Here is a 15,993-nt window from a genome sequence, read left to right as displayed (position 1 = left end):
TCAGCTCCGGTAGTCGCCGTTGATCTCGACGTAGCCCTTGGTCAGATCGCAGGTCCAGACGGTGGCCGAAGCCCGTCCCGAGGCCACATCGACGGTAACCTCCAGCTCGGCGTTCTTCATATAGGCGGTCATGGTCGCCTCGTTCAGCGTCGGCGCGGGGGCGCCGTCCAGGGCGGCGGCATGCGGCCCGAACCAGATCGACAGGCGGTCGCGGTCGACCGGCTCCTCGGTCTTGCCGACCGCCATGACGATCCGGCCCCAGTTGGCGTCCTCGCCGGCGAAGGCGGTCTTGACCAGGGGGCTCTCGGCGATCGACTTGGCAAGCTTGCGCGCCGAGGCCGGGCTGGCGGCGCCGTTGACGGTGATGCGGACGAACTTGCGCGCCCCCTCCCCGTCCCGCACCAGCTGGTGCGCCAGGTCCAGCATCACCGCGTCGAGGGCCTGGCTGAAGGCCTTCAATCGACGGTCGCCCACCCGGCCGATGCGCGGCGCACCGGAGGCTCCGGTGGCGAACAGCAGCGCCGTGTCATTGGTCGAGGTGTCGCCGTCGACGGTGACCGAGTTGAAGGTCGTGCGCACATGCAGGCCCAGCAGCGCCTGCAGCACGCTGGGGTGGATGTCGGCGTCGGTGACGAGGAAGGCCAGCATGGTGGCCATGTCCGGCGCGATCATGCCGGAGCCCTTGGCGATGCCGGCGATCCGCACCGGCACGCCGTCGATCTCGGTCTCGGCGAAAGCGCCTTTCGGAAAGGTGTCCGTGGTCATGATGGCTCGACCGGCCCGCGCCCAGGCGTCCGCATCCAGCCCCTGCTCAATCTCGGCCAGACGGCTGATGATCTTCTTGTCGTCCAGCGGCACGCCGATCACGCCGGTAGAAGCCAGCATCACGTCGCGCTGGCGGCAGTCGAAGCGCTTGGCCACCTCGGAAGCGGTGCGCCGGGCGGCGTCCGCCCCGGCCTTGCCCGAGAAGGCGTTGGCGCAGCCGGCGTTGACAACCAGCGCCCGCACCCCGGCGCCCCCGCCCTCGGCCCCGAGGTGGCGCTTGCACCAGTCGACCGGCGCCGACCCGACCTTGTGGCGGGTGAACACCCCGGCGCATGAAGCGCCCTGCGGAAAGTGGAACACCACCAGGTCATCGCGCTCGTGCTTGTAGAAGCCGGCGCGGGCGGTCGCCATCTCGCAGCCTGCGACCGGCGGGATAGCGGGGAACGGCACGGCGAGCGGCGACACGGCGAGACCGGGCTTGCCGGCTCCGGTCGGCGCAGGAGACGGCCGCGTGGTCCGCTTCAGGGCCGCGGCCAGAGGGTCGATCGCCCGTTCGAAGGCGCTTTCCAGCGGGTTCGGCGTCTTCGCCATCAGCCTTGGTCTCCGGAGGGGGCGGCGGCCGAGGCCGGCTCTTCGGCCGGCGCGACAGCCGGCCCCAGCAGCAGGTCCACATCCGCCCGGCCACGCAGCTGCTCCAGCAGCTGGCGGACCTGGTCATAGGTCAGGTAACGCACGATCTGGGGCCGGGCCTGCTCCAGCGTCGGCGGGGTTTCACGGCGCCGGTCCTCGACGCGCAGGACGGCCCAGCCGCCGTCCGTCTCGAACGGCCCGACAGTGGAGCCAGCCGGCCGGTCCCGCAGGGCGTTGGCGTAGGCCTCGGGCATCACGTCGAGGGTCGAGTAGCCGAGATCGCCGCCGGAGAACCGGGTGGCCTGGTCGACCGACCGCTCCATCGCCACCGCCTCGAACGAGGCGCCGGTGTTCAGCAGGCCAACCACCGCGTCCGCCTCCTCCCGCGTGCGCAGCAGGATCAGACGGGTGCGGATTTCCTCGGAGGTGCGGGCAAGGCGCAGCTGCTCCTCGTACAGGGTGCGCACCGCCTGGTCGGAGATGGCGCGGTCCACGACCGAATCCACCAGCATGTCGCCGAGGATGCGTTCGCGCGTGGCTTCCAGCCGGCGCTCGGCCAGGGGCGAGTTGTCGAGCCCGCGCCGCTCGGCTTCACGGGCCAGCAACTTCTGGTCGATGACCTCATCCAGCACCCGCCGGAACAGGGGCGAGGTGGTGTCCAGCGGCTCCCCCTCGCCGATCAGGCCCTGGGCCACGGCCTCGCGCTTGACATCGGAGGCCCAGATCACGCCCCCCTCCACGCGTGCGACGGCGCGATCTCCGGGTTCCGGCGCGCGTTCATCGACGCCCCCGCCGGAGCAGGCGGCGAGCGCCGCCACAAGGACGAGGGGCAGGAAAAGGCGGACGGCTCGCATGGGCGCTCCTGACGGCCGGGCGGGACGGACGGCGGCGTGCCGGGCCCCCTCGCGTTGACAGGGAATAGGGCGGTGCTTAAGTCCCGCCTGCGCCCAAGTCGAGGGGTTTTGATCGTCCGCGCGACGGCCCGGAACGATGTGTTCCGAACGGGCCGGCGCCGCCCGTTCCGGCCCCTCTCGCGGCGTCGTTCGCCGCCTGTCAGAGAGCGCCCTCCCGCTCGTCGCTTCCCGGATCCCGTATGCTCGGCCTCGCCAAGAAGTTTTTCGGCTCCTCCAACGACCGCAAGGTCAGCCAGTTCATGGCCCGCGTGCAGCGGATCAACGCGCTGGAGCCGAAGTTCGCCGCCCTCTCCGACGGCGAGCTGCGGATGATGACCGACGCCTTCCGCGACCGGCTGGCCGGGGGCGAAACGCTCGACAAGATGCTCGACGAGGTGTTCGCCGTCGCCCGTGAGGCCTCGCGCCGCGTGCTCGGCCAGCGGCAGTACGACGTGCAGCTCGCCGGCGGCATGATCCTCCACGAGGGCGGCATCGCCGAGATGCGGACCGGCGAGGGCAAGACCCTGGTGGCCGTGGCTCCGGTGTATCTCAACGCCCTGACCGGCAAGGGCGTGCACGTCATCACCGTCAACGACTACCTCGCCCGGCGCGACGCCGAGTGGATGGGGCGGGTCTATCGCTTCCTCGGGCTTGAGGTCGGCGTCATCGTCAACGGCCTGTCCGACGGCCAGCGCCAGGCCGCCTACGCCGCCGACATCACCTACGGCACCAACAACGAGTTCGGCTTCGACTATCTGCGCGATAACCTGAAGTACGACCGGCGCGAGATGGTGCAGCGTCCCCACCACTTCGCCATCGTCGACGAGGTCGACTCGATCCTGATCGACGAGGCGCGCACGCCGCTGATCATCTCCGGCCCGACCGAGGACCGCTCCGAGCTGTACGTCGTCATCGACCGGCTGGTGAAGGAGATGATCCAGGACAAGGCGACCTACGACCTCGACGAAAAGCAGCGTCAGGCGCTGCTGTCGGAAGTGGGCTCGGAACGCGTCGAGGAGATGCTGGCCGAGGCCGGCCTGCTGGCCGCTGACACCACCGGCCTGTACGACCCGCTGAACATCAGCCTCGTCCACCACGTGAACCAGGCGCTTCGCGCCAACACCCTGTACCAGCGCGACAAGGACTACATCCTGCGCGCCGGCGAGGTGATGCTGATCGACGAGTTCACCGGCCGCATGATGCAGGGCCGTCGCCTCTCCGAAGGCCTGCACCAGGCGATCGAGGCCAAGGAAGGCGTCAAGATCCAGCCCGAGAACCAGACCCTGGCCTCGGTCACGATCCAGAACTACTTCCGCCTGTACGAGAAGCTCTCGGGCATGACCGGCACCGCCGCGACCGAAGCCCAGGAGTTCATGGACATCTACAAGATGGAGGTCCTCGAGGTCCCGACCAACCGTCCGGTGCAGCGCATCGACGACGACGACGAGGTCTACCGGACGGCCCGCGAGAAAAACAACGCCATCTGCCGCCTGATCGCCGAGTGCCACCTGCGCGGCCAGCCGATCCTGGTCGGCACCGTCTCGATCGAGAAGTCCGAGCAGCTGTCCGAGATGCTCAAGACCTATGAGTACAAGGTCGAGGTCTCCCGCACGCTCAAGAAGGAATTCGAGGGCAAGGAGAAGGATGCGAAGAAGGTCGGCGACGCGGCGTACGACATCGTCTGGGAGACGAAGCTGCGGGGCATCCCCCACAACGTCCTCAACGCCCGCCAGCACGAGCAGGAAGCTTACATCGTCGCCGAAGCAGGTCTGCCCGGCGCGGTGACCATCGCCACCAACATGGCCGGCCGCGGCACCGACATCCAGCTGGGCGGCAACCTAGAAATGCGCATGCAGCGCTGGCGCCAGGATCAGCGCAACCAGGGTCTGGAGGTCACGCCTGAAGCCGCGACCGCCAAGGAAGCCGAGTTCAAGGCCGACATCGAGGTCCGGAAGGCCGAGGCCCTCGCCGCCGGCGGCCTGTTTGTGCTCGGCACCGAGCGCCACGAGAGCCGCCGCATCGACAACCAGCTGCGCGGCCGGACGGGCCGCCAGGGCGACCCGGGCCGGTCCAAGTTCTACCTGTCGACCGAAGACGACCTGATGCGCATCTTCGCCGGCGACCGGCTGGACGCGATCATGCGTACGTTCGGCGTGGCCGAGGGCGAGGCCATCAGCCACCGCATGCTCAACAAGGCGGTGGAGACCTCCCAGAAGCGGGTCGAGCAGCGGAACTACGAGATCCGCAAGAACCTGCTGAAGTACGACGACGTCGTGAACGACCAGCGCAAGGCCATCTTCGAGCAGCGCCAGGAGTTCATGGACTCCGAGGATCTGTCCGAGCTGGTCACCGACTTCCGCCGCGACGTGGTTTCGGACCTGGTCGAGCGCCACATGCCGCCGAACGCCTATGCGGAGCAGTGGGACATCGACGGGCTGAACGACAAGGTGAAGTCGACGCTCGGCCTCGAGCTGCCGCTTCACGACTGGGCCGCCGAGGAAGGCGTCTCGAACGAGGAGGTGGAGGAGCGCATCAACGCCGCCGCCGACGCGCGCGCCGCCGAGCGGCTGGAGCAGATCGGCGCGGCGCAGACACGCGGGCTCGAGAAGCAGTTCATGCTGCAGATGATCGACATGCAGTGGCGCGAGCACCTGGTGCACCTCGACCACCTGCGCGGCGTCATCGGCCTGCGCGGCTACGGCCAGCGCGATCCGCTGAACGAGTACAAGACCGAGGCCTTCAATCTGTTCGAAGGCATGCTCTACGACCTGCGCCACAATGTGACGCGCTGGCTGATGACGGTCGAGTTCCGCTTCCAGCCGCCGCCGGAAATGCCCGAGTTCCAGGAGATCCACCTGAACCCCGGCACCGGCGAGAACGAGATGACCAACCCGGCGGCCCAGTCGCCGGAGCAGCAGCTGCAGGGCGACGACCGCGCCCGCCTGCCGGTCAGCGCCCTGCCCCCGGGCTGGGAGCGGACCAGCCGCAACGCGCCCTGCCCCTGCGGCTCGGGCCGCAAGTTCAAGCACTGCCACGGCGCGCTGATCTGAGTTCAGGCGCGGCAGGCGCTCAGCGGGGCCAGGTCTCCGGATCGGCCCCGAGCACCTCGCCGGCGAGGTAGAGCGAGCCGCAGATGACCACCCGCCCGGCGCCGAGGCGCAGGGCCAGGTCGAGCGCCTCGCTGACCGAGCCGGTGGGCTGGGCCCCAAGCCCGCGCCCGCGCGCCACGGCCGCCAGCGCCGCCGGGTCCGCCGCCGTCCCCTCGAACGGAACCGTAAAGACGTGCGCGCCACTGGCGGCCAGGGCGTCGAAGAAGCCGCCGGCGTCCTTGTTCGCCAGCATGCCGACGATGAGGGCCGTGGGTCGGGGCACCCGGGCCTGTCGGTCGGCCAGCACCCGCGCCAGCGCCGCGCCGGCGTGCGGATTGTGCCCGCCATCCAGCCACAGCTCAGCGTCCGCCGCCGCCGCCTGCGCGCCATACGGGCCAGCCGTCAGCCGCTGCATCCGCGCCGGCCAGACCGCGCGCTGCAGCCCGTCAGCGATGGCCGCCTCGGGCAGCCCCAGCTCCAGCGCCGCCAGCACCGCCACGCCGGCGTTGTCGATCTGGTGGGCCCCCGCCAAAGCCGGGGCCGGCAGGTCCAGCAGCCGGTCGCCGGCCTGAACCACCAGACCGCCGCGCTCGGCCCAGGCGTCCGCGTCACGGCCCACCACCGTCAGGGGGGACCCCACGGCCGCGGCCTGCGCCTCGATCACCGCCAGCGCCGCCTCCGCCTGACGGGCGACCACCGCCGGCGCCCCGGCCTTGAGGATGCCGGCCTTCTCCCCGGCGATGGTGGCGACGTCCGGCCCCAGGAATTCAGCGTGGTCGACATCCACCGGGGTGATGACGCTGAGCAGCGGCCGGGCGAGGACATTGGTGGCGTCCAGCCGCCCGCCCAGCCCCACCTCGATGATGGCCAGATCGGCAGGCGTCTCGGCCATGGCCAGAAAGGCCGCCGCCGTGGTGCTCTCGAACACGGTGGCCTCGCCCGGGACCGCCTCGATGCGGTCGAGGATGGCGTTCAGCTGATCATCCCGGATGAGTTCGCCGGCCAGCCGGATGCGCTCGTTGAACCGCACCAGATGCGGCGAGGTGTAGACATGCACCCTCAGACCCGCCGCTTCGGCCATGGCGCGCAGGAAGGCGACGGTCGAGCCCTTGCCGTTGGTGCCGGCCACATGGACCACCGGGGGCAGCCGCTCCTGCGGATCCCCCAGCGCCGCGCACAGGGCGCGCATCCGGTCCAGCGACAGGTCGATCCGCTGCGGATGCCGCGCGCGCAGACGGTCGGAGATGGCATCAGCCATCCGTCGCCTCAGGGCTGTCGATCGAGGGACGACGCGTCCTCGCCGAAGGGAATCACACGCACGCCCGACGGCAAGGCGTCGCTGGAGGGGCTGCCGCCGGAAGGCCGGGTGCGAATGGCCTCTAGGATCGCCAGCAACGTTCGGGCATTCGGATTGTGTCGCCCGTTGGCGATGAAGACGCCCGCGCCGGCGCGACCGGCGCGGCCCGCAACGGCGTGAAGGGTCTGCCCATGGTCTACCGGGATGACCGTATCGGCCTGCCCATGCACAAGGTACCAGGGCGCCGGGGTCGTCTCGGCCCGGTCGATGTTGCGATAGGCGTCCGGTACGGCGCTGCGGATCAGGGCCGGAACCAGGTCGCGAATGCGGGTGAAGGTGCCGATGGTGACGAGGACTTCGGGCGGGTGACGCTCGGCCAGGCCCATGGCGACGCCGCCGCCCAGACTGTGACCGACGATCCAGACCGGCCGGGCATCGGCGCCCGCGTCCCCCGAACCCCGGGCGAACGTCTGCGCCAGTAACAGGAAGGCGTCGGCATCGAGGGCCAGTCCGGCCTCGTCAGGTGTCCCGGGGTTCGCGGAGTAGCCCCGGTACTCGACAGCCATCACGCCGAAGCCGGCGTCGATGATCGGGGCGAACCAGTCCACCGCCTCCCGCGCGCTGAAAGCATTGCCATGCATCAGAACGATGATCGGCCGCTCGGCGGCGCCCGGGGCCCAGAGTCCTTTCAGCCGCAGGCCGTCCGCGGCCTCGACCTCGATCAGCTCGGCGCCGCCCGGCGCATCGACACTCGACAGGGGCTCGGTCGGAGCCGGATAGATCTGGTTGCGGACGAACGACGCCTGCGCCGCGGCGCTGCCGACATCGACGCAGAGGGCGAGTGCAACGCCCAGCGTGGCCACGCCTGCAAGAACTCGTTGCATCATCCCCGGTTTCCCTCGGCTGCTTGATGGCGAGCCCTGGCCGGCGACCCAGGGCGAAGTCTCCGGACACGGCGCACGTCAGCCCGGCGTCCGTCGCGGTGGCAACAGAGGCCCCTTCGCCTGATTCACTGCAAGTCGCGCCGCAAAGAAAAGCAGCCTACGCCGCCCGCTTGCCGCCGGTGAGCACGGACAGGATGCGGCCGAGGGTTTCGGGCAGCTCCGGGCGGGCGACGACGCGGTCGACCATGCCCTTTTCCTGCAGATACTCGGCGCGCTGGAAGCCGGGGGGCAGCTTCTCGCGGATGGTGGTCTCGATCACGCGCGGGCCGGCGAAGCCAATCAGGGCGCCCGGCTCGGCCAGATGCACGTCGCCGAGCATGGCGTAGGACGCCGTCACCCCGCCGGTGGTCGGGTCGGTCAGCACCACCACATAGGGCAGCCGGGCCCGCTTCAGCTCGTCGATCGCCAGGGTGGTGCGCGCCATCTGCATCAGGCTGAGCGCGCCCTCCTGCATCCGGGCGCCGCCGGCGGCGGTGAAACAGACCAGCGGCAGGCCGCGGGCGATGGCGGTCTCGGCGGCGCGGATAAAGGCCTCGCCGGCGGCCATGCCCAGCGAGCCGCCCATGAAGCTGAAGTCCTGCACGATGACCACGGCCGACTCGCCGGCGATCTCGCCGACGCCGATGGCCATGGTGTCCTTGCGGCCCGCCGCCTTGCGCGCCTGGGCGAGGCGATCGCGGTAGGGCTTGCCGTCCGAGAACTTCAGCGGGTCCTCCGGAACGTCCGGCGTCTCGACCGGCTCATAGGCCCCGTCATCAAAGGTGTACCGCAGGCGCGTCGGGGCATCGATGCGCATGTGCCGGCCCGAGGGCGTCACCCACAGGGCGGCCTCCAGGTCCGAGCGATAAATCATCTCGCCCGTGTCCGGGTCCTTGACCCAGAGATTGTCCGGCGTGTCGCGCCGGCTGACGATCTTGCGCACGCCCGGCGCGAAGCGGCTCAGCCAGCCGCCGCGCTTGGGTTCCTGAGGGGACTTATCGGCCATGGCGCGGCCCTTTAGACGGTTTCGCCGACGCGCGCACCCTTCACGGCGTCGGAAAGGGCCCTGACCTTGGCCAGCACGCGCGCCGGGGCCGGTTCGCCGGCCTCCAGCGCCGCGGCGACCTCGTCGACCAGCACGGAGCCGGCCACCACGGCGTCGGCCACACGGGCGATCTCGGCGGCGCGTTCGGGCGTCTTGACGCCGAAGCCCACCGCCACCGGCAGGCCCGAGGCGCGGCGCACCCGCTCGACGGCGGGCGCCACCGACAGGGCCTGGGCCTCCTTCACCCCGGTCACCCCGGCGACGGAGACATAGTAGACGAAGCCCGAGGTGCGTTCGGCGATGATCTTCAGCCGCGCGTCGTCCGAGGTCGGCGTGGCCAGCCGGATCAGCGACACCTGGTGGGCGTCCAGCGCGTCGGTCAGCGGCCCGGCCTCTTCCGGCGGGCAATCGACCACGATCAGCCCGTCCACCCCCGCCGCCGCCGCGTCGCGGGCGAAGGCCTCGTAGCCGTAGCTCTCGATCGGGTTGAGATAGCCCATCAGGATCAGGGGGGTGTCCGCCTCGCCGTCCCGGAAGGCGCGCGCCAGCTCCAGCGTGCCCTTCAGCGTCAGCCCGGCCTTCAGGCCGCGCAGCGCTGCGCGCTGGATCGGCGGCCCCTCGGCCATCGGATCGGAGAAGGGAAAGCCCAGCTCGATGATGTCGGCCCCGGCCGCCGGCAGGCCCTTGAGGATCTCCAGCGCCGCGTCGCGCGAGGGATCGCCGGCCATGACATAGGCGACGAAACCGGCGCGGCCCTCGGCCTCCAGGGCCGCGAAGCGGGCGTCGATACGGGATGTGGTCATGACTTACTCTCCTCCCCCGGGAAGCGCAGCGGAACGGGGGAGGGGGACCATGCGCAGCATGGTGGAGGGGGCGAAGGCCAGCGAAGGCGCCTGATCACGCCCCCTCCACCGCTTCGCGGTCCCCCTCCCCCGCCTTGCGGGGGAGGAGAAAACGACGGCCCTCACAGCTCCACCCCGAGGTGCTCGGCCACCGCGAAGATGTCCTTGTCGCCGCGGCCGCACAGGTTCAGCACTACATCGCCGTCCTTGCCGATCTCGCGGGCGATCTCGCCGACGCGGGCCAGGGCGTGGCTGGGCTCCAGCGCCGGGATGATGCCCTCCAGCTTCGAGCACAGCTGGAACGCCGCCAGCGCCTCCTTGTCGGTGGCGGCGCGGTACTCGGCGCGGCCGATGTCCTTGAGCCAGGCGTGCTCCGGCCCGATGCCCGGATAGTCGAGCCCGGCCGAGATCGAGTGGCCCTCGAGGATCTGGCCGTCGTCGTCCTGCAGCAGATAGGTGCGGTTGCCGTGCAGCACGCCCGGGCGGCCGCCCTGCAGCGAGGCGGCGTGGTCCGGGCCGTCTAGCCCGTGGCCGGCGGCCTCGACGCCGATCAGCCGCACGCCGGCGTCGTCGATGAAGGGATGGAACAGGCCGATGGCGTTGGAGCCGCCGCCGATGGCCGCGACACAGGCGTCCGGCAGCTTGCCGCGCCGCGCCAGCATCTGGGCCCGGGCCTCGCGCCCGATCACGCTCTGGAAGTCGCGCACCATGGCCGGATAGGGGTGCGGCCCCGCCGCCGTGCCGATCAGGTAGTAGGTGTCCTCGACGTTGGTCACCCAGTCCCGCATCGCCTCGTTCATGGCGTCCTTGAGGGTCGCCCGGCCCGAGGTCACCGGCACCACCTCGGCGCCCAGCAGCTTCATGCGGAAGACGTTGGGCTTCTGCCGCTCGACGTCGGTGGCGCCCATATAGACCACGCACGGCAGACCGAAGCGGGCGCAGACCGTAGCCGTCGCCACCCCGTGCTGGCCGGCCCCGGTCTCGGCGATGATGCGGGTCTTGCCCATGCGCATGGCCAGCAGGATCTGGCCCATGCAGTTATTCACCTTGTGCGCGCCGGTGTGGTTCAGCTCGTCGCGCTTGAACCAGATGTTGGCGGCCCCGAAGTGCTCGGTCAGGCGCTCGGCCAGGTACAGCGGGCTGGGCCGGCCGACGTAGTGCTCGAGGTACTGGTCCAGCTCCGCCTGGAAGGTCGGGTCGGCCTGGGCCGCGGCGTAGGCGTCGGTCAGCTCATGCACCAGCGGCATCAGCGTCTCGGCCACGAAGCGCCCGCCGTAGGGGCCGAAACGGCCCTCGGCGTCGGGCCAGCTGTAGGTGTTGGGGAGGATGGCGTTCACTGCATGTATCCCTGCCGCGAGGAGGCGGCGTCGACCGCCGCCATGAAGGCGGCGATCAGGCCGGGGTCCTTAACACCGGGCTCGCTTTCCACGCCAGAGGAGACGTCCACCAGGGGCGCCCCGGTGAGACGAATGGCCTCGCCGACATTGTCCGGGGTCAGACCGCCGGCGAGGAACCACGGCCGGTCGAACGAGCGCCCCTGCAACATGGTCCAGTCGAAGCGCGCCCCGACCCCGCCGGGCAGGGTCGAACCGGCCGGCGGGCGGGCGTCGAACATCAGATAGTCGACGACGGGGGCGTAGTCGGCCGCGGCCGTCAGGTCGTCCGGCGTCGACACCGGCAGGGCCTTGATGATCCCCGCCCCCGACAGCCGCCGCACCTCGGCGACCCGCGCGGGGCTTTCATGACCGTGCAGCTGGATCAGGTCCGGCTTCAGGATCAGGGCGATCTCGGTGACGAGGGCGTCGTCGGGCTCGACCAGCAGCGACACCACCTGCGTCAGCCCCCGCGCCCGGGCGTAGAGGGTCGCCGCCGCCAGCGGGGCGATGTGGCGCGGACTCCTGGGAAAGGTCACGGCCCCGACGAAGGCCGCCCCGGCGGCAAGCGCGGCGTCCAGCGCGTCGGGCGTCTTCAGGCCGCAGATCTTGGCGCGAGTCATGGCCTGTCTTCACGCCCGAAAGGCCCGCGCGGTCAAGGCGCGACGCGTCGCGGTTGCGTCGGGACCGCTTTCAGGATTTCTAACGGCATGAGCCGAAGCCTGTTGCCCCTCAACGCCCTGCGCGCCTTCGAGGCCGCCGCCCGCCACCTCAGCGTCTCCCGCGCCGCGGACGAGCTGGCCGTCACGCCCGGGGCCGTCAGCCAGCAGATCAAGCTGCTGGAGGATCTGGTCGGCGGCCCCCTGTTCCGGCGCGAGCCGCGCGGCCTCGCCCTGACCGACCTCGGCCGGGCCGCCGCCCCGGTGCTGCGTGAGGGCTTCGAGCGGCTGATGGACGGCTCGGCCCTGCTGCGCACCCCCAATCGCCGGCGCCAGGTGGCGATCAGCGTTCCACCCGCCTTCGCCGCCAAATGGCTGCTGCCGCGCATGGACGCCTTTCATGACGCCCACCCCGAGGTCGAGGTGTGGATCAGCGCCGACATGGAGCCGGCCGATCTGGCCGAGAGCGAGATCGACCTCGCCGTCCGCTACGGCCCCGGCGGCTACGCCGGCATGGTCGAGGAGCTGCTGATGCGCGAGGCGGTGCTGCCGGTCTGCGCCCCCGCCCTGCTGGGCGGCGAGACCCCGCTCCGCACGCCGGCCGACCTTGTCCGTCACCCGCTGCTGCACGACGCCGCCGTCGACGATGACGTCGGGCGGCCCGACTGGCCCATGTGGCTGAAGGCGCGCGGCGTGCGCCACCCGGACCCGCGGCGCGGCTCGCGGTTCAACGACTCGTCCCTGCTGATCCAGGCGGCGATCGCCGGACGGGGCGTGGCGCTGGCGCGGCGCGCCCTGGCCCAGGACGACCTCGCCGCCGGGCGGCTGGTCGCGCCCTTCGCCGATGGCAGCGAGGCGGTCGGCTATGCCTACCATCTGATCCGTCGGCGCGACCGGACCCTGCCGCGCCCGGCCGAGTCCCTCGCCGCGTGGCTGCGGCGCGAGGCCATCGACCACACCGACGGACTCGATCAGTTGTAAACTCAAGGGCTTGCCGCGGCGCCCCATTTTCGCCCCAGGCCGCCCTATCGTCCGGTGCGCCGTCAGCGGTTGGGGACGGCGCCGCCGAGAGCAAGAGATCGTGCTGAACGCCGTCGCCGCGCTGGCCCTGCTGTGGTCGCTCGCCCTGACGTCGGACCCCGGGTCCGCCGCCGGGCCTGTGCCCTACACCGAGGTGCTGGCGGCCGAGGCGGAAGCGACGGCGGCCCTGTCGGTCGAAGCCGAGGCGCTGATGGCGGAAGAGCCGGACTGGCGGCTGTCGGCGCGGCTCTATCACGCCGGCGGTGGCGGGGCGACGGGCAACGACTCGCTCGGCTGCCGGCCGATCGCCCTGCGCACGGTGGCGGTCGACCCGAACCATGTGCCGCGCCGCACCCGGCTGTTCATCCGCGAGACGGTCGGCCTGCCCCTGCCCGACGGCCGCACCCACGACGGCTTCTGGTACGCCTCGGACACCGGCGGCGCGATCAAGGGGGCCAAGATCGACCTCTTCACCGGCCACGGCCGCGCCTCGATGCGGCCGGTCATGCCGCTGAACATGCAGACCCTGACGGTGGTCGAGGCGGGCCGCTTCGAGGGCTGCCCGCCCGACTGGGAATAGGCCGGAAGCAGGCTTCAGCCGTCCTTCCCCGCCAGATCCGCCGACCGCCTCAGCCGGGGCGTGACCATCGGGATGGTGAGCATCGTCGAGCCCACCGCCATCAGCAGCAGGGCGGTGAAGGTCCCGCTGGTGATGATGCCCTTGTCCAGCAGGATGTTGGCGAAGATGATCATGATCAGCGCCTTGGTCTGCAGCAGCCAGCCGATCACGGCGGCCTCGCCCGGCGCCCATTTGAGCAGCCGCCCGGCCAGGTGAACGCCCGCCAGCTTGCCGCCGACCGAGGCGAGCAGCAGCAGGGCCGCCGCCCCGAACACCGCCACGCCGCCGACGTCCCACGTCGTCCTTAGCCCGGTGGACAGGAAGAATACCGGCATCACCGTCATCAGGACGGTGTCGCGGAACTCGTCCATGCGCTTCTGGTCGAACCAGCGGGCGTCGAGCACGGCGCCGGCGAGGAAGGCGCCGACCATGTAGTGCAGCCCGGCCCAGTCGGCGACGAGCCCCACGAGCGCCAGCCAGATGAAGGAGACGAACCAGCGGTCGCGCTCGACCAGACGCGGCATCAATCTGCGCATGGCCATGGCGGCGACGGTGAAGCCGATCAGGAAGGCGCCCTGCCGCCCGACCCGCTCCCAGTCGAGCAGGATCAGCGCCAGCACGCCCCAGATGGCGATGTCATCCAGCGAGGCGTAACGCAGGACCCGCTGGCCCAGCGGGCGGCGCAGGATCTCCAGCTTGTCCATGAACAGGATCAGGATCGGCAGGGCGGTGACGGCGCAGGCCATGCCGATGCCGAGCACCACCTGCCAGGTCTCGCCCTCCGCCCCGGCCCAGCCGTCCCCGGTCGCCAGCAGGATCAGCGCCGCCCCGGCGCCCAAGAGCAGCGGCGTGGCGAGGGCGAGGCCCGCCGTGACGCCGGTCTCCGCCTTGCGCCGCCAGGCTTCCTGCAGGTCCAGCTCGACCCCGGCGACCCAGACGAACATCATCACCGCCCACCAGGCCACGCCGTTGAGGGCCTGGATCACCTCGGGCCGGAAGACGAAGGCGTAGTAGTCGGGGAACACGGCCCCCAGCACGCCCGGCCCCAGCAGGATGCCAGCCACGATCTGGACCACCACCAGCGGGGCCCAGTAGTCGGTCCGGAATACCCGCCAAACCAGATACGGCGCGGCGAAAATGATCAGCATGGCGATCAGGAACAGCTCCGTGATCGTCACCGTATGGCCCATCGGTCGCCCTCCCCTTCCCGGCTGGCCGGTTTGCCACGCGCAACCCGCGCCGTCACCCGCGACAGCCGACCACGCCTGCCTGCACAGGCCGGACTCGCCAAGGCCGGAGCGACACGGTTAAGGTGTCCGCCGTTTTGCGTACGAGGGGACGCCAATCTTCATGACCACCACCACCGGGGCGCCGCAGGGCGTCGAGGCCTTCTACGCGAAGGTCACCAACGTCAGCGACTTCATCTGGATCGGTCAGTGGGAAGGGGCCCAGATTATTCCCTTCCCGCCCATGGTCGTCATCCTGCTCGGCGTCGGCCTGTGGATGATGATCGGGCTGCGGTTCTATCCGCTGCTCAAGCTGGGCGAGGCCTTCGCCGGCCTGTTCAGGAAGGACAAGTCTGAGTCCGGGGAGATCTCGCCCTTCGCCGCCCTGTCGACGGCCCTGTCGGGCCAGGTCGGCACCGGCAATCTGGCGGGGGTGGCCACGGCCATCACCCTCGGCGGCCCCGGGGCCCTGTTCTGGATGTGGGTGACCGCCCTGATCGGCATGGCCCTGGCCTTCGCCGAAGGCTCGCTGGCCATCCGGTTCCGCGACCGAGACGAGAACGGCAACTGGCGCGGCGGCCCGATGACCTACATCCGCAAGGGTCTGGGCAAGTCGTGGGGCTGGCTGGCGATCCTGTTCTGCATCGGCACCCTGTTCTCGGCGATCGCCACCGGCAACATGATCCAGGCCAACTCGATCGCCGACTCCATCACCGCCCTGTCGGGGGTTGAGGAATGGATGGCCGGGGTCATCGTCGCCGTGCTGGTGTTCGTGGTGATCATCGGCGGGATCAAGTCGATCGGCAACGTGGCCGAGAAGGTCGTGCCGGTGATGGCCGCCGCCTACATCCTGCTGGCCCTCGTCGCCATCATCATCAACTACAAGGACATCCCGCAGACCTTCGCCCTGATCTTCGACGGGGCCTTCAACGGCACCGCGGCGACCGGCGGCTTCGTCGGGGCGGGCATCATGCTGGCGATCCGCGCCGGCGTGGCCCGCGGCCTCTTCTCCAACGAGGCTGGCCAGGGCTCGACCCCGATGGCCCACGCCGTGGCCCGCACCGACGACCCGGCCCGCCAGGGCCGCTTCGCCATGATGGGCACCTTCATCGACACCATCATCATCTGCACCATGACCGGCCTCGTGCTGCTGACGGTGCAGGGCAGCTTCCCGGCGGGTTCGGGCACGGTCGACCACGTCTGGAACTCCGACCTGCGCGGCTTCGAGATGACCCTCGCGGCCTATGGCGCCGCCTTCCCGCAGACCATCTTCGGCCAGTCCTTCGGGGTGCTGCTGGTCTCGGTGGCGCTGATCCTGTTCGTGTTCACGACCCTGATCACCTGGAGCTACTACGGCGAGCGGGCGGCGACCTTCCTGTTCGGCAGCAAGGTCGCCATTCCGTGGCGTCTGTTGTGGGTGACCATGATCGTCGTCGGCGCCTTCCAGCAGATCGAGTTCGTCTGGCGCATGGGCGACATCGCCAACGCCGCCATGGCCCTGCCGAACCTGATCGCCCTGGCCGCCCTGTCCGGCATCGTCTTCGCCCTGGCGCGCGGGGAAAAGACAGCCGGGCGCGACCACGACTGACCCGGAGAAACCTCGAGGGAGATT

General features: G+C 70.6%; 13 protein-coding genes. 4 read left to right on the top strand and 9 right to left on the bottom strand.

The window, feature by feature from the left end; all coding sequences use genetic code 11:
• Nucleotides 1-1,356 (bottom strand): bifunctional glutamate N-acetyltransferase/amino-acid acetyltransferase ArgJ, encoded by a 1,356-nt coding sequence (gene argJ, locus VGN74_RS13580; protein ID WP_327449086.1) that lies wholly within the window; start codon nt 1,354-1,356, stop codon nt 1-3.
• The gene (locus tag VGN74_RS13575) at nt 1,356-2,249 is read right to left on the bottom strand and encodes a peptidylprolyl isomerase (RefSeq protein WP_327449084.1); all 894 of its coding nucleotides are present in this window, start codon (nt 2,247-2,249) and stop codon (nt 1,356-1,358) included. Before VGN74_RS13575 ends, argJ begins: the two co-directional genes overlap by 1 nt.
• A 239-nt stretch (nt 2,250-2,488) precedes the next feature.
• On the opposite strand from VGN74_RS13575, the gene secA reads away from it, so the two are divergent.
• Nucleotides 2,489-5,338, top strand: a complete 2,850-nt coding sequence (secA, locus tag VGN74_RS13570) for a preprotein translocase subunit SecA (protein WP_327449082.1) — start codon at nt 2,489-2,491, stop codon at nt 5,336-5,338.
• Between the two features lie 19 nt (nt 5,339-5,357).
• Here the strand turns inward: secA and VGN74_RS13565 are convergent, their stop codons facing one another.
• The 6 genes from VGN74_RS13565 to VGN74_RS13540 form a co-directional block, all read right to left on the bottom strand.
• Nucleotides 5,358-6,635, bottom strand: a complete 1,278-nt coding sequence (locus VGN74_RS13565) for a folylpolyglutamate synthase/dihydrofolate synthase family protein (RefSeq protein WP_327449080.1) — start codon at nt 6,633-6,635, stop codon at nt 5,358-5,360.
• Nucleotides 6,636-6,643: 8 nt separating this feature from the next.
• The gene (locus VGN74_RS13560) at nt 6,644-7,561 is read right to left on the bottom strand and encodes an alpha/beta hydrolase (protein ID WP_327449078.1); all 918 of its coding nucleotides are present in this window, start codon (nt 7,559-7,561) and stop codon (nt 6,644-6,646) included.
• 154 nt (nt 7,562-7,715) lie between these two features.
• On the bottom strand, nt 7,716-8,603 hold the full coding sequence (locus tag VGN74_RS13555) for an acetyl-CoA carboxylase carboxyltransferase subunit beta (protein WP_327449076.1): 888 nt from the start codon (nt 8,601-8,603) through the stop codon (nt 7,716-7,718).
• A gap of 11 nt (nt 8,604-8,614) precedes the next feature.
• Nucleotides 8,615-9,445 (bottom strand): tryptophan synthase subunit alpha, encoded by an 831-nt coding sequence (trpA, locus tag VGN74_RS13550; protein ID WP_327449074.1) that lies wholly within the window; start codon nt 9,443-9,445, stop codon nt 8,615-8,617.
• A 161-nt stretch (nt 9,446-9,606) separates the two neighbouring features.
• The gene (gene trpB / locus VGN74_RS13545; protein WP_327449072.1) at nt 9,607-10,821 is read right to left on the bottom strand and encodes a tryptophan synthase subunit beta; all 1,215 of its coding nucleotides are present in this window, start codon (nt 10,819-10,821) and stop codon (nt 9,607-9,609) included.
• The gene (locus VGN74_RS13540) at nt 10,818-11,480 is read right to left on the bottom strand and encodes a phosphoribosylanthranilate isomerase (protein WP_327449070.1); all 663 of its coding nucleotides are present in this window, start codon (nt 11,478-11,480) and stop codon (nt 10,818-10,820) included. The genes trpB and VGN74_RS13540 overlap by 4 nt, the downstream gene beginning before the upstream one ends.
• An 87-nt stretch (nt 11,481-11,567) precedes the next feature.
• On the opposite strand from VGN74_RS13540, the gene gcvA reads away from it, so the two are divergent.
• Nucleotides 11,568-12,497 (top strand): transcriptional regulator GcvA, encoded by a 930-nt coding sequence (gene gcvA / locus VGN74_RS13535; protein WP_327449068.1) that lies wholly within the window; start codon nt 11,568-11,570, stop codon nt 12,495-12,497.
• Between the two features lie 100 nt (nt 12,498-12,597).
• On the top strand, nt 12,598-13,116 hold the full coding sequence (locus VGN74_RS13530; protein ID WP_327449066.1) for a 3D domain-containing protein: 519 nt from the start codon (nt 12,598-12,600) through the stop codon (nt 13,114-13,116).
• A gap of 14 nt (nt 13,117-13,130) precedes the next feature.
• Here the strand turns inward: VGN74_RS13530 and VGN74_RS13525 are convergent, their stop codons facing one another.
• Nucleotides 13,131-14,345 (bottom strand): cation:proton antiporter, encoded by a 1,215-nt coding sequence (locus VGN74_RS13525; RefSeq protein WP_327449064.1) that lies wholly within the window; start codon nt 14,343-14,345, stop codon nt 13,131-13,133.
• A gap of 160 nt (nt 14,346-14,505) precedes the next feature.
• On the opposite strand from VGN74_RS13525, the gene VGN74_RS13520 reads away from it, so the two are divergent.
• Nucleotides 14,506-15,969 (top strand): sodium:alanine symporter family protein, encoded by a 1,464-nt coding sequence (locus VGN74_RS13520; protein WP_327449062.1) that lies wholly within the window; start codon nt 14,506-14,508, stop codon nt 15,967-15,969.
• The last annotated feature ends 24 nt before the right edge of the window (nt 15,970-15,993 follow it).

The sequence above is a fragment of the Brevundimonas sp. genome, assembly GCF_035998205.1.
Lineage (GTDB): Bacteria > Pseudomonadota > Alphaproteobacteria > Caulobacterales > Caulobacteraceae > Brevundimonas.
Note: the sequence above shows the minus strand (reverse complement) of the source record. Positions and strands in the feature narration are given on the sequence as shown.